24 protein-coding genes and 1 riboswitch are annotated in these 22,160 nt (G+C 66.0%); of the genes, 5 read left to right on the forward strand and 19 right to left on the reverse strand.

The window, feature by feature from the left end; genetic code table 11:
- Window positions 1–263: 263 nt before the first annotated feature.
- The 8 genes from lgt to hisI all read right to left on the reverse strand — a co-directional run bounded on the left by lgt (window position 264) and on the right by hisI (window position 7,397).
- Window positions 264–1,322, reverse strand: coding sequence for a prolipoprotein diacylglyceryl transferase (gene lgt / locus DDA93_RS03390; protein ID WP_024475698.1), 1,059 nt, complete (start codon window positions 1,320–1,322; stop codon window positions 264–266).
- 3 nt (window positions 1,323–1,325) lie between these two features.
- Window positions 1,326–2,126 carry a tryptophan synthase subunit alpha gene (trpA, locus tag DDA93_RS03395; RefSeq protein ID WP_019482412.1) on the reverse strand — a complete coding sequence of 267 codons (801 nt, stop codon included), beginning with the start codon at window positions 2,124–2,126 and terminating at the stop codon, window positions 1,326–1,328.
- Window positions 2,123–3,457, reverse strand: a complete 1,335-nt coding sequence (gene trpB, locus DDA93_RS03400; protein WP_019482413.1) for a tryptophan synthase subunit beta — start codon at window positions 3,455–3,457, stop codon at window positions 2,123–2,125. The genes trpA and trpB overlap by 4 nt, the downstream gene beginning before the upstream one ends.
- Before the next feature lie 43 nt (window positions 3,458–3,500).
- Entirely contained in the window at window positions 3,501–4,325 is an 825-nt protein-coding gene (gene trpC, locus DDA93_RS03405) for an indole-3-glycerol phosphate synthase TrpC (RefSeq protein WP_024475697.1), read from the reverse strand.
- Window positions 4,326–4,658 (reverse strand): HGxxPAAW family protein, encoded by a 333-nt coding sequence (locus DDA93_RS03410; protein ID WP_019482415.1) that lies wholly within the window; start codon window positions 4,656–4,658, stop codon window positions 4,326–4,328.
- A 75-nt stretch (window positions 4,659–4,733) separates the two neighbouring features.
- Complete coding sequence (locus DDA93_RS03415; protein WP_116778081.1) at window positions 4,734–5,381, reverse strand: Trp biosynthesis-associated membrane protein; 648 nt, start codon at window positions 5,379–5,381, stop codon at window positions 4,734–4,736.
- On the reverse strand, window positions 5,378–6,949 hold the full coding sequence (locus DDA93_RS03420; protein WP_024475696.1) for an anthranilate synthase component I: 1,572 nt from the start codon (window positions 6,947–6,949) through the stop codon (window positions 5,378–5,380). The genes DDA93_RS03415 and DDA93_RS03420 overlap by 4 nt, the downstream gene beginning before the upstream one ends.
- Window positions 6,950–6,965: 16 nt before the next feature.
- Complete coding sequence (gene hisI, locus DDA93_RS03425) at window positions 6,966–7,397, reverse strand: phosphoribosyl-AMP cyclohydrolase (RefSeq protein WP_116778082.1); 432 nt, start codon at window positions 7,395–7,397, stop codon at window positions 6,966–6,968.
- Between the two features lie 120 nt (window positions 7,398–7,517).
- On the opposite strand from hisI, the gene DDA93_RS03430 reads away from it, so the two are divergent.
- Window positions 7,518–8,165, forward strand: coding sequence for a TIGR03085 family metal-binding protein (locus DDA93_RS03430; RefSeq protein ID WP_116778142.1), 648 nt, complete (start codon window positions 7,518–7,520; stop codon window positions 8,163–8,165).
- A gap of 26 nt (window positions 8,166–8,191) precedes the next feature.
- Here DDA93_RS03430 and hisF read toward each other — a convergent pair whose 3' ends face one another.
- The 10 genes from hisF to aspS form a co-directional block, all read right to left on the reverse strand.
- The gene (gene hisF, locus DDA93_RS03435) at window positions 8,192–8,962 is read right to left on the reverse strand and encodes an imidazole glycerol phosphate synthase subunit HisF (protein WP_019482419.1); all 771 of its coding nucleotides are present in this window, start codon (window positions 8,960–8,962) and stop codon (window positions 8,192–8,194) included.
- A 10-nt stretch (window positions 8,963–8,972) separates the two neighbouring features.
- Window positions 8,973–9,815, reverse strand: a complete 843-nt coding sequence (gene hisG / locus DDA93_RS03440; protein ID WP_116778083.1) for an ATP phosphoribosyltransferase — start codon at window positions 9,813–9,815, stop codon at window positions 8,973–8,975.
- Window positions 9,816–9,896: 81 nt separating this feature from the next.
- Window positions 9,897–10,160, reverse strand: a complete 264-nt coding sequence (locus DDA93_RS03445) for a phosphoribosyl-ATP diphosphatase (protein WP_019482421.1) — start codon at window positions 10,158–10,160, stop codon at window positions 9,897–9,899.
- Window positions 10,161–10,223: 63 nt separating this feature from the next.
- Window positions 10,224–10,703, reverse strand: coding sequence for a 6,7-dimethyl-8-ribityllumazine synthase (gene ribH / locus DDA93_RS03450; protein WP_019482422.1), 480 nt, complete (start codon window positions 10,701–10,703; stop codon window positions 10,224–10,226).
- 61 nt (window positions 10,704–10,764) lie between these two features.
- On the reverse strand, window positions 10,765–11,421 hold the full coding sequence (locus DDA93_RS03455; RefSeq protein ID WP_116778084.1) for a GTP cyclohydrolase II: 657 nt from the start codon (window positions 11,419–11,421) through the stop codon (window positions 10,765–10,767).
- Window positions 11,418–12,086 carry a 3,4-dihydroxy-2-butanone-4-phosphate synthase gene (gene ribB, locus DDA93_RS03460; protein ID WP_116778085.1) on the reverse strand — a complete coding sequence of 223 codons (669 nt, stop codon included), beginning with the start codon at window positions 12,084–12,086 and terminating at the stop codon, window positions 11,418–11,420. Before ribB ends, DDA93_RS03455 begins: the two co-directional genes overlap by 4 nt.
- Window positions 12,083–12,793 carry a riboflavin synthase gene (locus tag DDA93_RS03465; protein WP_019482425.1) on the reverse strand — a complete coding sequence of 237 codons (711 nt, stop codon included), beginning with the start codon at window positions 12,791–12,793 and terminating at the stop codon, window positions 12,083–12,085. Before DDA93_RS03465 ends, ribB begins: the two co-directional genes overlap by 4 nt.
- Window positions 12,778–13,890, reverse strand: a complete 1,113-nt coding sequence (gene ribD / locus DDA93_RS03470) for a bifunctional diaminohydroxyphosphoribosylaminopyrimidine deaminase/5-amino-6-(5-phosphoribosylamino)uracil reductase RibD (protein ID WP_116778086.1) — start codon at window positions 13,888–13,890, stop codon at window positions 12,778–12,780. Before ribD ends, DDA93_RS03465 begins: the two co-directional genes overlap by 16 nt.
- Before the next feature lie 5 nt (window positions 13,891–13,895).
- On the reverse strand, window positions 13,896–14,579 hold the full coding sequence (gene pnuC, locus DDA93_RS03475) for a nicotinamide riboside transporter PnuC (protein WP_024475689.1): 684 nt from the start codon (window positions 14,577–14,579) through the stop codon (window positions 13,896–13,898).
- 102 nt (window positions 14,580–14,681) lie between these two features.
- A riboswitch (FMN riboswitch) is annotated at window positions 14,682–14,827 on the reverse strand.
- Between the two features lie 114 nt (window positions 14,828–14,941).
- Window positions 14,942–16,708 carry an aspartate--tRNA ligase gene (gene aspS, locus DDA93_RS03480; RefSeq protein ID WP_116778087.1) on the reverse strand — a complete coding sequence of 589 codons (1,767 nt, stop codon included), beginning with the start codon at window positions 16,706–16,708 and terminating at the stop codon, window positions 14,942–14,944.
- 116 nt (window positions 16,709–16,824) lie between these two features.
- On the opposite strand from aspS, the gene DDA93_RS17055 reads away from it, so the two are divergent.
- Both DDA93_RS17055 and DDA93_RS03485 read left to right on the forward strand, forming a co-directional pair.
- Complete coding sequence (locus DDA93_RS17055; RefSeq protein ID WP_347693138.1) at window positions 16,825–17,235, forward strand: amino acid permease; 411 nt, start codon at window positions 16,825–16,827, stop codon at window positions 17,233–17,235.
- Window positions 17,223–18,089 carry an APC family permease gene (locus DDA93_RS03485; protein ID WP_347693139.1) on the forward strand — a complete coding sequence of 289 codons (867 nt, stop codon included), beginning with the start codon at window positions 17,223–17,225 and terminating at the stop codon, window positions 18,087–18,089. Before DDA93_RS17055 ends, DDA93_RS03485 begins: the two co-directional genes overlap by 13 nt.
- A gap of 21 nt (window positions 18,090–18,110) precedes the next feature.
- On the opposite strand, the gene hisS is transcribed toward DDA93_RS03485, so the two are convergent.
- Entirely contained in the window at window positions 18,111–19,466 is a 1,356-nt protein-coding gene (gene hisS / locus DDA93_RS03490) for a histidine--tRNA ligase (protein ID WP_116778088.1), read from the reverse strand.
- A 321-nt stretch (window positions 19,467–19,787) separates the two neighbouring features.
- Here hisS and DDA93_RS03495 point away from each other — a divergent pair, with 321 nt between their 5' ends.
- Window positions 19,788–21,377, forward strand: coding sequence for a DUF349 domain-containing protein (locus DDA93_RS03495; RefSeq protein ID WP_116778089.1), 1,590 nt, complete (start codon window positions 19,788–19,790; stop codon window positions 21,375–21,377).
- 125 nt (window positions 21,378–21,502) lie between these two features.
- Entirely contained in the window at window positions 21,503–22,126 is a 624-nt protein-coding gene (locus DDA93_RS03500) for a hypothetical protein (RefSeq protein WP_116778090.1), read from the forward strand.
- Window positions 22,127–22,160: the final 34 nt, after the last annotated feature.

Below are 22,160 nucleotides of genomic sequence, written 5' to 3' on the forward strand. Positions count from 1 at the left end.
TAGAGTCCTTCCCCCAGAATGGAGCGTCGGGAGGGGACGGCCTTGGCCCCAGGTCTGCAGCTTCGTGAGCTGCGCACTACACGAACTTATTCAAGATTCTATGGCTTGGCTGACGTTTTCCGGAGGTTTCTGGGACAACGATTGCAGAACAAACGGGCACTGGTGTGCCCGACCATAACCGGCACTCCGCCCGAGGGGTGGTCTGCGGCGCGCCGGGGCCACGTCTCTGTGGCGGTGTCCATGGTGGGCGGTGGCCCTGGACGCTAGGGGCGGGAATCGTTCTCCCTTGGCGTGTCAGGAGTGACTTCCGTCTCGGGAAGGTTTTCCTTGCTGCCGTTTGTTTCGACGAGATTACCACGGGTAGTGGAATTCGTTTCCTCTGTGTCCGCATGGTGGGAGTGGATCCCACCGTCGGCGTCTGTTTCGTCGGTGACCGCTGGTTCCCGCCCGGGAAGGTACAGCGACTGGGTGCCGGTGCTTTTACGCTTGACCCCAAGATAGATCAGGACAGCGATCGCGCCGATCAGGACCAGGATGCTGGTCCACACATTGAGGCGCTGGGTGACACCGAAGAAGGTGACCAGCTCGGCGTCGTCAATCCTGAGGGCCTCGATCCAGACCCGACCGGCGGTGTAGTAGGCGGCGTAGGCCCAGAACATCATGCCACCGCGAAGGCCGAAGCGCTTGTCAAGAAGCAGCAGGAGGGCGACGCCGGCGAGATTCCACAGCATTTCGTACAGGAAGGTGGGGTGGAACAGCGTGTCGGCTGCCATGCCGTCCGGGAAGTTGGCGTTCTCGGGGTCGATTTCCAGGCCCCAGGGCAGCGTGGTGGGCGCGCCGAAGAGCTCCTGGTTGAACCAGTTCCCCAACCGTCCGACCGCCTGCGCCAGCAGGATTCCCGGTGCGGCGGCGTCCGCGAACGCACTGAGCCGGACCCCCGACCTGCGGCATCCGATCCAGGCACCGACGGCGCCCAGGGCGATGGCGCCCCAGATGCCCAGCCCGCCCTCCCAGATCCGTGGGATGCGGGAGAGGTCACCATCCGGTCCGAAGTAGGCGTCCGGTGAGGAGAACACGTGATAAAGCCGTCCACCAAGGATGCCGAAGGGGATGGCCCAGATGGCCACGTCCCAGATGACGTCAGGGTTCCCGCCATACCGCTTCCAGCGGGAAACGGTCAGCATCAGTGCCAGAACAATACCGGCCAGGATGCATAGGGCGTAGGTGTAGAGCGTCAGCGGCCCAAGGCTGAAGGATGCCCACTCGGCTGGCGGGCTCGGAATACTGAGGGGAAGCGCCCCGATGGTGCTCACGATACCCATGGGTTAGCTCTTTCCCGTTCCGCTACTGAGATCCTTGGTCAATTCCGAGAGTGCCTCGACGCCACCGTCGCGCAGGGCAGCAACGAGGGCGGTGCCCACGATCACCCCGTCCGCATAGGCGGCGATTTCCTTGACCTGTGCGGCCGTTGATACTCCCAGGCCCACGCAGGCGCGTTCGGCACCCGCGCCGTGGGCGGCGTCGACGACGGCGCGCGCCGCCGAGCTGACTGCGGTCCGTGCGCCGGTGATGCCCATGATCGACACGGCGTAGACGAACCCGCGGCTCGCCTTGACCGTGCGCTCCATGCGTTCGGGACTGGTTGAGGGTGCCACGAGGAAGATCCGGTCCAGGCCGAACTCGTCGGAGGCTGCAATCCACGCTCCGGCCTCATCAGGGATGAGGTCGGGGGTGATCAGTCCCGCCCCACCGGCTTCGTGCAGGCGCCGGGCAAATTCGCGGACACCCAGCTGCATCACTGGGTTCCAGTAGGTCATGACCAGCACGGCCGCGTCAGTCTGGGAGGTGATGCCCTCGACAATGTCGAAGATCCGCTCGACGGTGAACCCGTTCTTGAGGGCCTGCACTGTCGCGTCCTGGATGACCTGGCCGTCCATGACGGGGTCGGAGTAGGGGATGCCGATCTCGATCAGGTCCACGCCGTTGTTGGCCATTGCCAGCGCCGCATCAATGGTGGTCTGGACGTCGGGGAAGCCCGCAGGCAGGTAGCCGATCAGGGCCGCGCGTCCGGCGTCGCGTGCCCGGTCGATCGCTGCGGCGGCTTTGCTCGTGGTCTGGGTGGTCACAACTGTTCTCCGTCTTTCCCGATTTCGGCTTCGGCGCTGTCATCTGGTAGCAGGTCGAAGTATTCGGCAGCGGTAGCCACGTCCTTGTCACCCCGGCCTGAAAGGTTGATCAGCACAATCTTCTCGGACGGATCCCCGCCCTCCGCGGCAAGCCGCTGGCCCACCTTGATGGCACCCGCCAGAGCGTGGGCCGTCTCGATGGCTGGGATGATTCCTTCGCTGCGGCACAGCACGCGGAAAGCGTCCATGGCCTCGGCGTCGGTGATCGGTTCGTAGCTGACCCGGCCAATGTCGGCGAGGTACGCGTGCTCGGGGCCCACCCCAGGGTAATCGAGTCCGGCTGAGATGGAGTGGGACTCGATGGTCTGGCCGTCGTCGTCCTGCATCAGGTAGGAGCGGGCGCCGTGCAGCACTCCCGGGCGTCCGAGGGTGATGGTCGCGGCGTGCCGGCCGGTTTCGACGCCCTCACCGCCGGCCTCGAAGCCGTACAGGGCCACCCCTGGGTCGTCCAGGAACCCGTGGAACATGCCGATGGCGTTGGACCCGCCCCCGATGCAGGCGCAGACGGCGTCGGGCAGCTTGCCGGTTTCCGCCAGCATCTGCTCTCGGGCTTCTTCACCGATGACTTCGTGGAAGAACCTCACCATTGATGGGAACGGGTGCGCTCCGGCAGCGGTGCCGAGGAGGTAATGGGTGGTGTCGACGTTGGCCACCCAGTCGCGCAACGCCTCGTTAATAGCGTCCTTGAGCGTCTGGGACCCGCTGGTCACAGGGATCACCGTGGCGCCAAGCAGCTCCATCCGGGCAACGTTCAGCGCCTGACGGCGGCAGTCTTCGGCACCCATGTAGACGACGCACTCGAGACCCATCAAAGCCGCCGCGGTGGCGCTGGCCACGCCGTGCTGACCGGCACCTGTTTCGGCGATGACCCGGGTTTTACCCATCCGCTTGGCGAGGAGAGCCTGACCCAGCACGTTGTTGATCTTGTGGGATCCGGTGTGGTTGAGGTCTTCACGCTTGAGGAAGATCCGGACTCCCCCGGCATACTCGGCGAAGCGCTTGGCCTCGGTGAGCAGCGACGGCCGGCCGGCATAGGTGCGATTCAGTTCGGCCACCTGGGCGGTGAACTCGGGATCGGCCTTCGCCTTGTCAAAGGTGTCGGTCAGCTCATCCAGGGCAGCGATCAGGGACTCGGGCATCCATCGGCCGCCGTACTCACCGAAGTACGGTCCTGGGGCGTGGCGGAGGCTTGCCGTCGGATCGAGGAACGCGTCGGCGGTATCGGTGGTGACCCCGGTGGATGCGTTGGCTGCCTGTGGCGAATCGGTCATGAGCTTGCCTGTCCTGTTGTGGTGGTGTGCTGCGTACCGGTGGTTAGGCGGTCGGCTGGTCCTGGTCGGCCAGTCGGGCGCTGCGGCCGGCGTCGAGGAACGCGGCGATGGTGTCTTCGGGGTTGTCGTGGCGAACCAGCGCCTCGCCAACCAAGATGGCGTCTGCCCCATCCGAGGCGAACCGGTCGACGTCGGCCACGTCCCGCACGCCAGACTCGGCGACGATCAGTGTGCCCGCCGGGATTCCTCCGGCCAGTGGCCCGAAGACTGACCGGTCAATGTCAAGCGTCTTGAGGTTGCGCACGTTGATCCCGATGATCTTGGCCCCCACCGCAACGGCCCGTTCAACCTCGACGTCCGTATGGGTTTCGACCAGCGCGTTCATCCCCAGCTCGTGGGTGAGCGCGAGGAAGCGTGCAAGTTCCTCGTCAGTGAGGGCCGCGACGATCAGCAGGATCAGGTCGGCTCCGTGGGCACGAGCCTCCCAGATTTGGTACTCGTCAACGGTGAAGTCCTTGCGCAACAGGGGGAGGTCGACGGCGGCGCGCACCGAGTCGAGATCCGCGAGGGACCCCCCAAAACGGCGTTGTTCGGTGAGGACGCTGACGACGGCGGCCCCGCCGGTTTCGTAGCGGACCGCCAGTCCTGCCGGGTCCGCAATGTCCGCCAGCGCACCCTTCGAGGGGCTGCGCCGTTTCACCTCCGCGATCAGGGTGATCCCCGAGCCGTCACCGCTCAGGGCCGCGTAGGCGTCCCGGGGTGCCGGGGCGGCCGCGGCGTCGTCGCGCAGGTGCTCTAGCGGACGCGCCGCAACCCGCGGCGCGAGGTCCTCACGGACGCCCGCAATGATGTCGTCGAGAACGCTCACCTAGTCGTCTTTGCCCTTCAGCTTCGAACCGCCGACGCCGTAGCCTGCACGCTTCATGACGAAACCGGCAGCGAGACCGATCACCATGACTGCAATGCCAATCCAAAACAGGACCGTGCCGGCGTCGAAGTTTCCTTCAGTGCTGGCGAAAACATAGGCGAACGACGAGACGGCGGCGCCTGCCAACATGATCAGGACGCAGGTCCATGCGGCGGGGCTATTGCCATGCCCGATGGTCTCGTCATGCATCGAGGCGTGGCTCTGCTTGGAGTTCTCCGGGTGCTCTGTCGAAGCGGTCCGGGTGGATGCGTTAGCTGTGGCGTCTTTGGCCATGGTGACTCTCCTTGAAACTGGTCTACTGTCCATTCTGCCATTAGTTCAGGGCGACCGCGGTCTGCCCTCACCCGTTTAGCTGGTGGGATCTTTTCCCTTGGTCAGCTGGTCCCAGCTGTCGATCTCGTCCGAGTGGGCGGTCGTCTTCCGGGCTGGCGAATCAGCGTCGGCTACTTTCTCGTACCGCATGGAGCGGTTCCAGCTGCGGCCGGCGAGGAGCATCCAGACGGCGGCGCCGATCAGGCCCAGCCCGGCGAATGCCGCCAACCACGGGAAAAGGGTCAGCACGAGTCCGGCGTCGCTGTCGGTGCTGACGCCGATTGCTTCCCCAATGGCGGGGGCCGCCGCACCGGTGGGATCCGCCACCACGAGCAGGCTGTTCCAGACAATGCCGACACCGGCGATAAACAGGATCGCCACCACCAGAATCCGGGCGACGCGGCCGGCGATGGAAACGGCCAGCGCTGCGGCCAGGGCGACAAGCGCGAATGCGGTGACTGCGGTGGCCGCGTCGCTGCCGGGGATCTGCAGGTCAGGGGTCTGGACGGCGTCCTGCGGCAGGATCACCGTCAGCCAGGTCTGGGTGGTGCTGGCGAAGGCGATAAGCGAAAAGAGCACCGTGGCAAGAATTACGGTGCCCTTGCGCTGCCAGCCCCGCGGGGCTGCCGGCGTGCTGCCATGGTTCGGGCCGGTGGTGTGGGGTGTTCCTGAACTGGTGCTCATGCGGGGGGCACCTCCTGAAGGTCAGTTGCGGAGACAGTCCTGAGGCTTGAGGCGATCAGGGCGGCCCGCAGCGGGGCTGCCGCCTTGTTGACCGTCTCCTGCGCCTCGTCCTCGAGAACCGAGTCGGCAACGATTCCGCCGCCGGCTTGCACATAGGCGCGGCCCTCACGGAGCAGTGCGGACCGGATGGCGATCGCCAGGTCCATGTCGCCAGCGAAGTCGAGGTAGCCCACCACCCCTCCGTAGATGCCCCGGCGGTGGGGCTCAACCTCGTCGATCAGACGCAGCGCCCGGGGTTTGGGCGCACCCGAGAGCGTTCCGGCGGGGAAGGTGGCGGCGAGGACGTCGTAGGCGGTTTTGCTGGGTGCCAGTGATCCGACGACGGTCGACACCAGGTGCATGATGTGACTGAACCGTTCCACCTCCATGAACTGGGTGACGTCCACTGACCCGGGGACACAGACCTTGGAGATGTCGTTGCGTGCCAAGTCCACCAGCATCAGGTGTTCGGCGCGTTCCTTTTCGTCCGCCAAGAGTTCATCGGCCAGGGCGCGGTCCTCCTCGAGGGTCTGGCCGCGCGGACGGGATCCCGCGATGGGGTGGGTGATGACATCGTTGCCGGTGACTGTGACCAGTGCCTCCGGGGAGGATCCGACAATCGAGTATTCCCTGCCATCGGCGTCAGCCAGGCTGAACAGATACATGTAGGGGCTGGGATTGGTGTTGCGCAGCACCCGGTAGACATCGAGGGGTGATGCCTGGCAGTCAAGTTCGAAGCGGCGTGAAATGACCACCTGGAAGACGTCGCCGTCGACAATGGCCCGCTTGCCCCGCTCGATTGCGGCGAGATACTTGGGCTTGTCCCATCGCTCGTCGACCCGGGACAACAGCTCGGCGGTGTCCACCGACCCGTCCTGCAATACCGAAACCGGCTGTTCGGCAGCTTCACCCAGCTTGGTGAGCATTGCACGGATCCGCCGGACGGCGTCGTGCCATGCCTCGTCCACCCGGTCGCTGGTTCCGTCGAAGTTGATTGCATTGGCTACCAGGGTGAGGGCGCCCTCCGAGTTGTCGTGCACCGCCATGTCGGTCACCAGGCACATGGCTAGCTCGGGGAGGAAAAGGTCGTCCTCGGGAGGGCTGGTCAGCCGCTCCCAGTGCCGGACCGATTCCCAGCCGATAAACCCCACCAGCCCCGAGGTGAACGGCGGCAGGTTGTCGAACCGCCGGGTACGCAATGCCTCGATGGTCTGGCGGAGGGCTTCAACCGGGCTACCTGAGGTGGGAACACCCGCGGGCGGCTCCCCCAGCCAGTGTGCCTCCCCGTCAAGACTGGTCAGCGTCGCCCGGGAGTGGGCGCCGATGAAGGAGTACCTCGACCACACGCCCCCAACAGCTGCCGATTCCATCAGGAACGTCCCGGGCTCGCCGTTGGCAAGCTTGCGGTAGATGGCAATCGGGGTGTGGGCGTCCGCCAGCACCTTCAGATGCACGGGTACTACCCGACGCTCTTTGGCGAGCTCGCGGAACTCGGCAAGGCTGGGGCTGATGACTCCAAGTTCCTGCATGAATGTGTGTGCTCTTTCAGCTGGCGGTGGGAAAGTTTTGGGGGGAACTGCCCGAGCCGACGACGACGTCGAGGTCCCGGCCATCGAAACAGGTCCGGGTGCCGGTGTGGCAGGCGGCGCCGACCTGGTCGACCCTGATGAGGAGGGCGTCGCCGTCGCAGTCTATGGCCGCGGACTGGACCCACTGGATGTGCCCGGAGGTGTCGCCCTTGCGCCAGTAGGTGTTGCGGGACCGGGAAAAGAAGGTGACCCGCCCCGTGGTGAGGGTGCGATGGACCGCTTCGTCGTCCATCCAGCCGAGCATCAGCACTTCGCCCGAATCATACTGTTGGATCACTGCGGCGACCAGCCCGGCGGGGTCGCGCTTGAGGGCCGCGGCGATCCCCGGATCGAGGGTCTTCCCCTTGGAAGAATCAGGCGTTGGCGTGGTGTTGGTGTGTGTTGGCATCGTCGTCAATTCTATCGCGCCGGTTGGCGGCCAGGAGACGGTGGCTGGATGCCCATTGGAACGTCTAATCCGGCGGTGCTTCGTGCCAAAAAGCAGCGGATCGTGCTAGTTTCAGCAGTGATGCAATATGTAGAACCTTCCCGCGAAGTTTTGGCCGAAACGCTTCTCGCAGCAGGGCCCCATTCGCCCACGTTGTGTGCTGGCTGGCAGACCAAAGAGTTGGCAGCCCACTTATATCTGCGGGAACACCGACCTGCTGTCGGCCTTGCCATGGTCATCAAGCCCCTGGCCGCCGTATCCGAGAAATCAGTGCGAAAGATGTCCGCCAAAGCCGAGTCGGCTGCCGGGTATCAGAAGCTGGTCGCGGATTTCCGTGCCGGGCACCCTTTTTACTCGCCCATGAAGCGCTCAAAGTCGCTTGATGCCAGCGCCAACCTGATCGAATACTTTGTGCATACCGAGGATGTCCGCCGCGCGCGGAGCCGGTGGGCGCCCCGTGCCCTCGATGAGGATTACTCAGACGCCCTCTGGGACGAACTCATCAAACGTGCTGCCATCCTGTACCGGGGCGTGGATCTGGGTATCGTGCTGGTTCGGTCCGATGGTTTACGCCATGTGGCCAAGCGCGCACCGGTATCGGTCGCCATCAAGGGCGATCCCGGGGAGCTGCTCATGCACGCCCATGGTCGAACCCGCCACGCCCTCGTGACGTTCGAGGGACAGCCCGACGCCGTCGCGCTGCTCGATAGCGCCGAAGTAGGGCTCTGAACCCTCCCTCTGGCGAAACCCTCCCTCTAGCGGACCGGGAAGCCCGCGTCGCTGATGGCTTTCTTCACCTGGGCAATGGCGTCCAGGGGCCCGAAGTGGAACACCGACGCCGCGAGCACCGCATCGGCCCCGGCCTGCACTGCTGGCGGGAAGTGCTCAGGCAAGCCGGCCCCACCGGAGGCGATCAGCGGAACCTTGACGGCGGCACGCACCGCGCGGATCATCTCCAGGTCGAACCCGGCTTTGGTGCCGTCGGCGTCGATCGAGTTGAGCAGAATCTCGCCCACCCCACGGTCGGCTGCTTCCCTGGCCCACTGCACGGCGTCGATCCCGGTGCCCTGACGGCCCCCATGCGTGGTCACTTCGAAGCCCGACGGCGTCCCGCCACCAGGCACGCGCCGCGCGTCGAGCGAGAGCACCAGAACCTGCGACCCGAAGTGGCTGGAGATTTCGTCGATAACGTCCGGCCGGCTGACAGCTGCCGTGTTGATCGATGCCTTGTCGGCCCCGAACCGCAGCAGCTTGTCGACGTCCGCAATCCCGCGGACTCCCCCGCCGACTGTCAGCGGGATGAAGACTTCCTCCGCGGTGCGGGCGACGACGTCGAACGTGGTGTCCCGGTTGCCCGAGGACGCGGTAACGTCCAGGAAGGTCAGTTCGTCGGCGCCGGCGCGGTCGTACCGGTGAGCGAGCTCCACCGGGTCACCGGCGTCACGCAGATCGGCGAAGTTGATGCCCTTGACAACGCGACCGGCGTCGACGTCGAGGCACGGAATGACGCGAATGGCTACACCCATGGCTGCCTCCCTAGACCCTGCAGGCGTGGATGGTGCTAACGAGGATGGCGCGGGCGCCGAGCTCGTACAGCTCGTCCATGATGCGGTTGGTCTGGTTGCGCAGCACCATTGACCGGACGGCTACCCAGTCCGAGTCGCGAAGCGGCGACACGGTCGGCGACTCAAGGCCGGGTGTGAGGGCTGCCGCTGCGTCGACCAGGTCCTTGCGGATGTCGTAATCCATCAGCACGTACTGCCGTGCCACCAGGACACACTGCAGCCGCCGGATCAGCACGTCCAGCCCAGCCGGGGTGTCCCCGCTGCGCCCAATCAGTACGGCTTCGCTACGCAGGATCGGGTCGCCGAAGATTTCCATCCCAGCGGCCTTGAGCGTGTTGCCGGTTTCGACGACGTCGGCGATGGCGTCGGCGACACCGAGGCGCACCGAGGATTCGACGGCGCCGTCGAGCCGTACCACCGTGGCGTTGACGCCATGGTCGGCGAGATAACGGCGCAGCAGTCCGTCATAGCTGGTGGCGAGCCGCTTGCCGTCGAGCTGCCCGACGTCGGTGAAGTCGCCCACCGGGCCGGCGAACCGGAAGGTCGAGGCACCGAAGCCGAGCGTCAGACGCTCTTCGGCGTCGACGTCGGCATCAAGGAACAGATCGCGGCCGGTGATCCCGACGTCGAGCGTCCCGGAACCCACGTAAACCGCGATGTCGCGGGGACGGAGGAAGAAAAATTCGACGCCGTTGTCCGGGTCTTCAAGGACCAGTTCACGGGTGTCGCGGCGCTGGCGGTAACCAGCCTCCGCGAGCATGGCGGAAGCGGATTCGGACAGGGCGCCCTTGTTGGGGACTGCTACACGAAGCATAGGGGTTCTTTCGCTGAAGTTTTCGAGGAGGTTCTGCTGGTTACTCACAGCTGGGCACTCACAGCTGTGGTGGGACGGTGGCTATAGATGCTTGTACACGTCGTCCAGGGTCAGACCCTTGGCGATCATCAGGACCTGTAGGTGGTAGAGCAGCTGGGAGATTTCCTCGGCGGCTGCCTCATCCGACTCGTATTCGGCGGCCATCCACACCTCGGCGGCTTCCTCAACCACCTTCTTGCCGATGCCATGAACACCGGAATCGAGTTCGGCGATGGTGCGCGACCCGTCCGGACGTGCTACGGCCTTGGCGCTAAGTTCAGCAAAGAGTGTTTCGAAGCTTTTCACAACGCCAACGTTACTGGGTTGGCGGCGTTGAGCCTCATTCGGCAAGGTCCGTGTGACAAAGCTCTACCCCTGCCAGGGATCGAGCACTGCTGCGGTGGTCAGCGCGGCAGCGACCGATTCGTAGCCCTTGTCCTCGCTGGACCCGGGCAGCCCCGCCCGGTCCAGCCCCTGCTCCTCGGTGTCGCAGGTCAGGACGCCGAACCCAACGGGCTTTCCGGTCCGGACGCTGACATCGGTGAGACCTGAGGTGGCGGCCTGGCAGACATAGTCGAAGTGCGGGGTGCCGCCGCGGATGACGACGCCCAGCGCCACCACCGCGTCAAAGTGCGGTGCCAACCGGGCGGCGGCAACGGGCAACTCGAAGCTGCCCGGGACGCGGACCACGGTGGGCTGGATTCCGGCATCCGTGGCGGCCCGGAGCGCGCCGGCAAGCAATCCGTCCATAATCTCCGTGTGCCAGCTGGCGGCGACGACGACGAGGCGAAGCTGCCCCTGTCCGGACAGGTGGCTGAGGTCGATGGTTGGTGCGCCGTGGCCGCTCATGAGGGTCTCTTTTCGGTGGGTTGAGGCTGGTGGGGCTGGTGGGTCTGGTGATCGGGGTCGGTCAGCTCTGCTGGATCCCGTGGTCTTCCAGCAGGGTCAGCTGGTGGTTCAGCCGGTCCCGTTTGGTCTGCAGGTACCGCTGGTTCTCGGCGCGCGCGGGCACCTCCGAGGGAACCATCGCGGTGACGTCGATGCCGTGCAGGACGAGTTTGTCCCGCTTTTCGGGGTTGTTGCTGAGCAGCCGGATGGAGCGCAGACCAAGCTGGCCCAGGATTGCCGCGGCGGCCTGGTAGTCCCGCGAGTCGACCGGCAGCCCGAGCTGTTCGTTGGCTTCGACAGTGTCCGCCCCGGTGTCCTGCAGGGCGTAGGCGCGCATTTTGTTGGCCAGGCCAATTCCCCTGCCCTCCTGGCCGCGCAGATACAGCACCGTGCCGCCCTGCTCGGCGATCAGTTGGAGGGCCTGCTCAAGCTGTTCGCCGCAATCGCAGCGATACGAGGAGAAGACGTCCCCGGTCAGGCACTCCGAGTGCATCCGCACCAGGGGTGCCTCCCCTTCGGGGGCGGAGTCGCTGCTTGCCCCGGGTGGGTTGGCCCCGGCGGAGGACAGGCTCAGGTGTTCAACCCCGGTCACCCCGTCGGTCCAGGCCTGGGTGGTGAACTGACCGAAGGCCGTGGGAAGGGCAACCTCCGGCCCGCCGGTGACGCTGGTGGTGTTCATCGGAGGCCCTTCTCGTCTCTGGTGGGGTCACTGAGGTGGTTCAGCAGGTCTTTGATGGAGATCAGGGGCACACCGTGGCTGTCGGCGAAGTCCCTGAGGGCGGGTAGCCGCATCATGTGACCCTCGTCGTGGACCACCTCAGCGATGACCGCCGCGGGTTCCAGGCCGGCGAGGGCGCACAACTCCAGCCCCGCCTCGGTGTGGCCTGGACGTTCACCGACGCCGCCCGGGGCACCGCGCAACGGGAACATGTGGCCGGGCCGGGTGAGGTCGGCCGCCGTCGTCGTCGGATCGGCGAGGAGGCGTGCGGTGACCGCCCGGTCGGCGGCGCTGATCCCGGTGGAAATGCCCACCGCCGCGTCACAGGACACGGTGTAGGCGGTGCCCTTGGCGTCCTCGTTGACGGCTGTCATGGGCGGCAGCAGCAGCCGGTCCGCGGCGGCGCCGGAAATCGGAACGCACAGCACGCCCGAGGTGTACCTGACGGTCCAGCCCACCAGCGCGGGGGTGGCGAACTGGGCGGCGAAGATGATGTCGCCTTCGTTTTCGCGCCGCTCATCGTCGACGACGACGACGGCCCGACCGGCTGCCATCGCCGCCACCGCCGCTGGTACCGAGTCCAGGCGGACGGCTTGGCCCTGGAGCGCCGTGTGGTGGGCGATCATGGCTGCGGCCCCGCGACCGCCGGAGGGACCGACGGTTTCAGAATTGCCGGTTTCTGGATCGGGATGGTCTGGGTGTTCGGCGTCTGCCAGGCGGGCACCATGAAGCTCATGAGCCGCTCAGCGTATTTGGCCATCACATCCATTTCCAGGTTCACTGAATCCCCGACCTGTTTCAGTCCCAGACTGGTTTCCTGCAGGGTGGTGGGAATCAGCCCGACCTCAAACCAGGGGTCGGGAGCGGACACGGCGGACACGGCGCTGACCGTAAGTGAGACGCCGTCGACGGTGATAGACCCCTTTTCGGCCGCGTAGCGGGCCAGTCGGGTTGGTAGCCCGAAGCGCAGACGGTGCCAGGCGCCCTGGTTTTCTCGCTCAAGCAGGGTACCGATCCCATCGACGTGGCCCTGCACCACATGGCCATCCAGCCTCCCACTCGCGGGGACGCAACGCTCAAGGTTCACGGTGCTGCCGGCGGCCAGCGACCCGGTGGTGGTTCGCAGCAGGGTCTCCCCCATCACATCGACGGCGATCCGGCCGCCCTCAACACTGGTTGCGGTCAGGCAAACCCCGTTGACGGCGATTGAACCGCCCAGGCCCAGGTCCTCGCCGGTGGTTGGCGCGTCGAAGACCAGGATGGCGCTGGTCTGGTCCGCCGAGACGTCAAGTGAGACAACGCTGCCCTTTTCGGCGACTATTCCTGTGAACATGTACTGGGTCCTTTGCTGCTGGTCTGATGAGAAGCTGCTGGGTCGGCGGGTGCCGGGCTGAGGTGGAAGCGGACGTCGTTTCCGCACTGGGTGATCGCCGCGCCCCCATGCGGGTCGAGCATCCAGCTGCTGGCGTCCCCCAGTGAAGAGATCCCCAGGGCCTGGACCGCTGGCGTGCCGGCACCCAGGAACATCGGCGCCTGGTAGACGATGAGTTCATCGACCAGGCCAGCGGTCAGAAACGCGGTGGCTATGGTGGGTCCGCCCTCGATCATCAGGTGGCCAACGCCGTCGTCGTACAGCTGACGCGCTGCCTCCCCCGGGTCGCGGGTGGTGAGGTGGACGAAGCGCCCCCTGCGGATTGCCGCACCCGCAGGGATGGGGCGACGTCCCATGGCGACCCGGAGGGGCTGCCTTTCCGCGTCGGTCCCGTCGGGGTTGCGGGCAGAGAGTCGAGGATTGTCGGCCAGTACGGTACCAGTGCCCACCAGGACCGCATCGGCGCGCTGCCTGATGGAGTGGCCGTCGCTGCGGGACTCGGTGCCGGTGATCCACTGGCTGGTGCCGTCTACCGCGGCAACCTTACCGTCGAGGGTCTGGGCGATTTTGAGGGTGATGAAGGGGCGGCGGGAGCTGGTGGCTTCCCGCCACCGGTGGTTCAGCTGGTGCGACTCATCGGCCAGCAACCCGCCAACCGCCTCGACGCCGTGGGCGGTGAGCCAGCCAGCGCCACCAGCGGCAGGGCCGTGGACGTCGTCGGCGGCGTAGACCACGCGGGTGATCCCTGCCGTCGCGATGGCTTCGGTGCAGGGGCCCGTACGTCCGGCATGGTTGCAGGGTTCAAGGGTGCAGATCAGCGTGCACCCGGTCAGGTCCGCCCGCTGCGTCAGGGCGTTGGTGAGGGCATCGACTTCGGCGTGCGGAGTGCCCGCCCCCCGGTGGTAGCCGGAGCCGATCACCGTGCCGCGCTCGTCGAGTACCACTGCTCCCACCAGTGGGTTGGCGCCACGCACACCGCACCCGGCCAGTCCGATGGCGGATCGCATCGCGTCGCATTCAGCGGCGGAGAAGACAGGGGTCAGGGAGGTCGTGTCCACGGCGTTTACCGGACCGTCGGATCGGGGAGCAGGACATCGATGCGGGGCTTGCTGCGCTCACGGGCGCGCATCCAGACGAAGAACCCGATCAGGGTGAACACCCCATAGAACAGGTACATGAAGGCTGACGCGTAGTAGCCGGCGCTGAAGAGCAGTGGCACCCCGACGACGTCGACCGCCACCCAGATGAGCCAGAACTCGACCCAGCCCTTGGCCATGCCGACGGTTGCCAGCAGCGAGCCGACAAACGTCCAGGCGTCCGCCCACACAGGTTCGTAGGAGCCGAGCATCCGGAAGAGGGGTGTCAGCGCTACCGTGCCGACGATCATGGCGACCACCAGGCCGATCCGCGCGCGGCGGGGCGCCCAGCGTGGAGTGACGGCGTGGCCGTCGGCCTGGCTGCTGGCACTCCACTGGCGCCAGCCGTAGACGGCGACGGCGATGAACATGATCTGGCGGCCAGCCTGGCCGAGGAGGTTGGCGGCGTCGGCTCCGCCGAAAAAGGAACCTAGGAAGACGGTAAGGAGCAGGACGTTGCCGATGATACCGACGGGCCAGGCCCAGAGTTTCCGGCGCATCCCGCCGAGCGCGCTGAGGAGCCCGAAGACGTTGCCGATCACCTCGCGGAGCAGCAGCGAGCTTCCGGCGACGGGGATCTGAGCGTCGAACAGCCACCTCAGAAAATCCATGTCGACCCCTTGTCTCGAGCGGTGCGCTCCGGGGTAACGACAGGAACGGCCGGTGCTGTCGGCGGCGCACGAAGGCACCACCAAACCAGCACAGCCAAAGCTGTACGCGCTTCTCCCATCCAGACTTTAACTGTCGGTACCGGAATTTCACCAGTTCAACCGGCCACGCCAGCGCGGTAGCACTGGCAGCGGACGGGTCGCGGACTATCACCGCCGGTTCGGAATTACACCGACCCCGGAGCACGTTTGTGTGTATCAGTATTTCATAACCGGATTGGGCGTGTGTCCATTCCCGTCACAAAGCAGCAGAACCCGCCAGATCCCCCGCCATTCAACCCAAGCGGGGGCGGAGGAGCTGCGCCCTAGTTCTTTTTCTCCGGCTTGAAGTCCACTCCGGCTTCCTTACGCTGCTGCGCGGTGATCGGAGCGGGAGCAGCCGTCAGCGGGTCGAAGCCGCCGCCGGACTTCGGGAACGCGATGACGTCGCGGATCGACTCGGTGCCCGCCATCAGCGCGACGACGCGGTCCCAGCCGAACGCGATGCCGCCGTGAGGGGGCGCACCGAACTTGAATCCTTCGAGGAGGAAACCGAACTTTTCCTGCGCGTCCTCCTGGCTGATGCCCATCACCGAGAACACACGTTCCTGCACATCCCGCTGGTGGATACGGATCGAGCCGCCGCCGATTTCGTTGCCGTTGCAGACAATGTCGTAGGCGTACGCCAGTGCGGTCTCTGGATCCTTGTCGAAGGTGTCCAGGTATTCAGGCTTCGGTGAGGTGAACGCGTGGTGCACCGCCGTCCAGGCTCCCCCGCCGACCGCCACGTCGCCGGCTGCGACAGCCGCCGACGCCGGTTCGAACATCGGTGCGTCAACCACCCAGACGAAGGCCCAGGCCAACGGGTCGATGAGACCGGTGCGGTGGCCGATTTCAACGCGTGCTGCGCCGAGCAGCGCGCGGGAGGGAGTCTTCTCGCCGGCGGCGAAGAAAATGCAGTCGCCGGGGTTGGCGCCGACCGCGGCGGGCAGGCCGTCACGCTCGGCCTCGGTGAGGTTCTTGGCGACGGGCCCGCGGAGGCTGCCGTCGTCGTCGACCAGAACATAGGCGAGGCCCTTGGCGCCGCGCTGTTTGGCCCATTCCTGCCAGGCGTCGAGCTGGCGGCGCGGCTGGGACGCCCCGCCGGGCATGACGACGGCGCCGACGTAGGGCGCCTTGAACACGCCGAAATCGGTGTCCTTGAAGAACTCGGTGAGCTCGGTCAGTTCCAGGCCGAAGCGCAGATCGGGCTTGTCTGAGCCGAACCGGGCCATCGCATCGGCGTAGGTCATCCGCTGGATCGGCGTGGGGATTTCGACGTCGATCAGCTGCCAGAGCGCCTTGACCAGGCTCTCGCCTAGGGCAATGACGTCATCCTGCTCCACGAAGCTGGCTTCGATGTCGAGCTGGGTGAACTCCGGCTGACGGTCCGCGCGGAAGTCCTCGTCGCGGTAACAGCGGGCAATCTGGTAGTACTTCTCAAAGCCGCCCACCTGCAGGAGCTGCTTGAACAGCTGCGGAGACTGCGGCAGGGCGTACCAGGAGCCGGGCGACAGACGGGCTGGCACCACGAAGTCGCGGGCACCCTCAGGGGTGGACCTGGTCAGGGTGGGTGTCTCAATTTCGACGTAACCATCCTGGTGCAGCAGCTCGCGTGCCACCCGGTTGGCCTCGGAACGCAGCCGGAGGTTGGCGTTGGGCGCTGGCCGGCGGAGGTCGAGGTAGCGGTGCTTCAGGCGTGCTTCCTCGCCAACCTCCACGTGCTCGTCGATCTGGAAGGGCAGCGGGTCGGAGGTGTTGAGGATGGTCACGGTCTCGGCGATGACTTCGATGCCGCCAGTGGCCAGGGCCGGGTTCTCGTTACCCTCGGGGCGCTTCTCGACGGTGCCCGTGATCTGCAGGACGTATTCGTTGCGCAGTCCGTGGAACACTTCCTCTTCCCGGACCACCACCTGGGCGAAACCCGAGGCGTCGCGCAGGTCAAGGAATGCGACCCCGCCGTGATCTCGGCGGCGGGCAACCCAGCCTGCCAGGGTGACGGTGTGTCCAATGTGCTCAGTCCGTAGCGAACCGAGGTCATGTGTGCGCAGCACAGCATTCCTTCCGGGTGGAGGTGCGGGGCAGAAAAGGGCTACCCGCGTATGAAAAGATCGTCTCGTCCGAGTTTACCGGTGATACCGGGACCCACCCGCCACGGCAGGGATCACACATGGCAATGGCTCATCCACCAGGGACCAATCCGCCAGGCCTTCGACGGCAGCTGGGCGGCTTTGACGCCACGACCGTGGGGATCGGCTCCATGATCGGCGCCGGCGTGTTTGTGGTCTTCGCGCCAGCTGCGGCCTCAGCGGGAAGCTGGCTGCCCCTCGCCGTGGCCATCGCCGGTTTCGTGGCCTACTGCAACGCGGCGGCGTCCGCGCAACTGGCGGCAGTGCACCCGCACAGCGGCGGCACGTATATCTACGGCCGACGCCAGCTCGGCCCCTGGCCCGGGTTCATCGCCGGCTGGAGTTTCGTTACCGGCAAGATCGCCTCCTGCGCAGCGATGGCGCTGACTTTTGGGTTGTACGCCGCCCCGGGTTTGAGACCGCCGCAGCCGTCGCGGCGGTGGTCGCCCTGACCGTCGTGAACCTGTTGGGTGTCAGTCGTACCGCCCTGATGACCCGGATCATCGTGTCCCTGGTGGTCCCGGTACTCGCTTTCGTGGTGGTCGCCGCCTTCGCCGCCCCCGCACCGTCAGACGCTGTCCAGCTGCCCACCAGCTGGCTTGGAGTGCTGCAGGCCGCAGGACTGCTGTTCTTCGCGTTTGCCGGGTACGCCCGGGTCGCCACCATGGGCGAGGAAGTGCGCGAGCCGCAACGCAACATCCCGGCAGCGATCTTCGGATCCCTTGGCTTCACCCTGGGGCTGTATCTGCTGCTTGCGTGGGGTCTGCTGGCAGCACTGGGCCCGACGGCGCTTGCCGCCTCCGCCGCACCGTTGCGTGAGGTGTTCACTGCCTCGACCTCAGCAATCCCGGCAACTGCTGTCACCATCGCGGCAGCACTCGCCAGCCTCGGAGCCCTGCTGGCCCTCATCGCCGGGGTGGGCAGGACCACGCTGGCCATGGCCCGTGAAGGAGATCTGCCCCGGGCCCTGACCGGGATCTGGCAGCGCTTCGGTGTTCCCTACGCCGCCGATCTGGCAACCGCCGTCGTCGTCATCGGCCTGCTCCTGACCACTGACGTCCTGACAGTGGTCGGATTCTCCAGCTTTGGGGTGTTGATCTACTACGCGATCGCCAACCTGTCGGCGTTTACCCTCACCCACCGGCCGTGGCATTCGCCGCGGGGGCTGAACGTGGTGGGTTTTATCGGCTGCGTGCTGCTGGCCCTCACCCTGCCCACGACGTCGGTGCTCACCATGGTGGCGGTCCTGGCCGCTGGCGTGCTGGGCCGCGTCGTCGTCGCGGGAGTACGACGACGACGCTCCTGACCTTGTGGTGCGGTGCCCGGGTCAGGCGTCGGCTGGCTCGGCGCGGAGCACCGACGGCACGAGATCAACTGCCGGGGGCGTCCAGGTGCCGGGATCGGCAGGTTCCTGGGCGCCGGTGCGGATGTCCTTGACCTCGTGGGTGCCGTCCTCAGCGGTGAACCAGACGAAGGGGATCCCACGACGGTCGGCGAACTTGATCTGCTTGCCGAACTTCTCGGCAGTGGCAGCCACCTCAGCGGAAATGCCGCGGGCTCGCAGGGCCGCGGCGATGTCCTGGGCCGCCGACCAGGAGCTGTCGTCGGTCAGCGAGATCAGGACTGCGGTGGGCACCTGCCGCGACACGGCGGTGAAGCCCTGGCTGAGGATCCGCGACACCAGCCGGGTTACGCCGATCGACAGGCCGACTCCGGGGAACGTCCGGTTGCCTTTGGCTGCCAGGCTGTCATACCGGCCGCCGGAGCAGATCGATCCCAGTGACTCGTGCCCGTTCAGCACGGTTTCGTAGACCGTTCCGGTGTAGTAATCCAGGCCGCGGGCAATGCTGAGGTCGGCAACCACCCGGCCGGGCGCGCGCTTGGACGCTTCGGCGATCACCTGCTCCAGCTCCCCGAGCCCCTCTTCCAGCAGGGGGTCGGTGACCCCGAGGGTGCGGACCTGGTCGACGAATGACACGTCAGCGGTCCGGATCGAGGCGAGCCGGAGGGCGAGGGCTGCCTGGTCGGCGGTGGCACCAAGTTCGGTCTGCAGCAGGGCGGTAACCTTCTCTGCCCCAATCTTTTCCAGTTTGTCGATGCTGCGCAGCACCCCGGCGGTGTCCTCGAGGCCGATGCCCCGATAGAAACCCTCGGCGAGTTTCCGGTTATTGACGCGCACGGTGAACTCGGGAATGGGCAGGGCCGAGAGGGCATCGACCACCACGAGGGCCAGTTCGACGTCGTACCGGAACGGGAGCACGCCGTCGCCCACGACGTCGATGTCGGCCTGGGTGAACTCGCGGAACCGGCCGTCCTGCGGGCGTTCACCGCGCCAGCACTTCTGGATCTGGTAGCGCCGGAAGGGGAACGCCAGGTGGCCGGAGTTTTCGACCACGTAGCGGGCGAAGGGAACAGTCAGGTCGTAGTGGAGGGCAAGGCCGTCGTCGGAGCTGGTCGCCCGGCCGCCGTCGTCGTCGGCCTGAAGGCGCGACACAGCGTAGACCTCTTTGTCGATGTCCCCTTTGCGGAGCAGGTGGGACACCGTCTCGACCGCCCGGGTTTCGATGTTGGAGAAGCCATGCAGCTCGAAGGTTTTCCGCAACGTGTCCAGTACATGCAACTCCACCAGGCGTTCCTCCGGCAGCCATTCGGGAAAACCGGACAGTGAGGCCTTGCGTGCCATACGGCTGAGCTCCTTGCAGGATGTGACATCGGGTTGACGGTCTCCGATTTTACCCGGCTTTGGCGGGGAACCCGGACATCGGTGGGCCCCATTTCCGCCTCCGATGTCTAGGCTGACCCCCGCCGTCCGGGTACCGCACCGAAACAGAGGTCGCCGCACAGTCCCCGTGGGTGGGTGCACCGAGATTCCGCTGGCGAACCCTTATGCGTAAAGTAGCCTCTGAGGCTGCGCGGTGCGGGGACGCCGTGGCGATAGACTCGATAGCCCTGAACCATTTGCCGCGAGGTAGCAGGCAAACCAACGAGTGAAAGACTTCTAGCGGTGACACAAAGTCAGCAATCCGACGAAACACCCCGTACCGACGAAACGTCAGGCGACGAGGAAACAACAACTGGTCTTGAGCAGGCGGTTGAGCCCGAGCAGGCTGAATCAGCCGCGCCTGAACCCGAGGCACCCGCACCCGAGGCTGCGGCTCCCGAAACTGAAGCTGAGGCACCCGAGGCTGAGTCAGCCACGCCTGCAGCTGCCCGCCCAATGTCTTCCCCCGGCGCCGCTCCCAGCCCCGCAGCGATGGCTCCGCGACCCGGCGCGAAACCTGGTGGCAAACCTGGCGCGAAACCAGGCGCAGCAGTCGCCGCTCCCCCGGCGCACAGCACCCCGCTAAGCGAAGCAGCCAAGTTCGCCCGGGTCGAGGACGACGGTCACGTCTTCCTCATCGTCAACGGCGAGGAGCACGCCGTCGGGCAGTACCCGGATGCCTCCAAGGATGAGGCGCTGGCATATTTCGTGCGCAAGTACGACGACGTCGCCAGCCAGATTGTGCTCCTGGAACAGCGCGTCCAGGCGAAGGCACCATCCGCCGACATGCAGAAGACCGCCGGTCATCTGCGGGAGCAGGTCGCAGAGAAGAAGATCGTCGGCGACGTGCTTGCCCTTGAAACGCGGCTGGACGCCCTGAACGGCCAGATCGCGGAGCTTGTTGCCGCCGAAAAGGCCGAACAGGATGCGCTGAAGTCGGCCGAGCTCGCAGCCCGCGAAGCGATCGTCGCGGAAGCCGAAGAAATCGCTGGCCGCGACCCATCCACGGTGCAGTGGAAAGCCAGCAGCACCCGGATGAACGAGCTGTTCGAGACCTGGAAAGCGGCGCAGAAGAACGGCATCCGGCTTGGCCGCGGCACCGAAGACGGCCTGTGGAAGAGGTTCCGCGCGGCGCGCACCATCTTCGACCGGCATCGTCGCGCGTACTTCTCCCAGCTGGATACCGACAACGCCTCGGCCAAGCAGGCCAAGGAGTCCCTCATCCAGCAGGCCGAGGCGCTTTCCACCTCAACCGACTGGGGCCACACCGCTGGCGAATACCGCCGGCTGATGGATGAGTGGAAGGCCTCCAAACGGGCCAGCCGCAAGGACGACGACGCCCTGTGGGCTCGTTTTCGGGCCGCCCAGGACAAGTTCTTCACCGCCAGGAAAGCAACCAACGAGGCAATCGACGAAGAATACGGGGCAAACCTTGTGGTCAAGGAAGCCCTGCTGGTCGAGGCACGCCAGTTGCTGCCCATCAGGAACCTCGCGGCCGCGAAGAAGTCGCTGCAGTCGATTCGTGACCGCTGGGAGGAAGCCGGCAAGGTGCCACGCGCGGACATGGGTCGGATCGAAGCCGGTATTCGCGAAGTTGAGGACGCGGTGAAGGCTGCCGACGACGCCCATTGGGAGCGGACCAACCCTGAGACCCAGGCCCGCACCAACAGTGCTCTGAGTCAGCTGGAAGCCACTATCGCTGCGCTGCAGGAAGATCTGAACGCTGCCGAGAAGGCTGGCGACGCGAAGCGGATCGCTACCGCCAAGGAAGCCCTGTCCGCACGCCAACAATGGATGGATATGCTGCAGAAGTCGGCGCAGGACTTCTCCTAGCGGCACCCGAACACTCAGCCCCGGTGTGGGGTTGTGGATGAGTAGTCTGGTACGTCACCAGTCCGGTTATCCACAACTCGACGCCGGGGCTTTCGCTTTGGGGCCAAACTCGGAATGCTTGGGCCATGTCCCACCTTCGGCTGGGAGCCGCTACCGGAGAAACCCCAGCAGAGCCGATCACCTCAACCGGCGGAGTGCTCTTCCGAGCCCATGACATCTTCAGCAGCGTCGAGTTGCAGGCCATGCGCATCGACGGACTGCTGCGCCGTGTCTGCGGGAACTCCTATGCCCGCGCGGACCACCATCTTGACCCCGCCTCCCGCGCCCAGTCTGCGATCCTGTGCGTCCCGGCGTCGTTGCGGGCCAAGGTTGCGCTTGCCCGCCAAAGCGCGGCCTGGGTCTATGGCTGCGCGCCACTACCCGAAACAGTGAACCTCGTGACAGATCACCGACGCCGCACCACCGCCCTGCCACCGTTCAGTGAAGCCCTGATGCATCAGGTCGCTTTGGGACCCTGCGATGTCCGGGCGGTCGGCGGGGTGGGCGTCACAGCACCTTTGCGGACCGCACTCGATGTTGCAGTGCATGGACATGACGACTGGGCAGTGCCAACCCTCGTCCGACTGGCAGCTCACCCCGATCTACGGTGTGACCTGGTCCTGGTGGTCAGGGCGTTGGAAGCAACCCGACGCGTTCCTGGCAAGAACCGCGCTCTGGCCCGCCTCCAGAGCGCCATGCACTCGGGCTAGACCCACCCCATTCGGCACCGGCGGTCGACGGCGA

Origin of the sequence: Arthrobacter sp. Bz4, assembly GCF_003075455.1 — a bacterium.
In the GTDB taxonomy this organism is placed as follows: domain Bacteria; phylum Actinomycetota; class Actinomycetes; order Actinomycetales; family Micrococcaceae; genus Arthrobacter_D.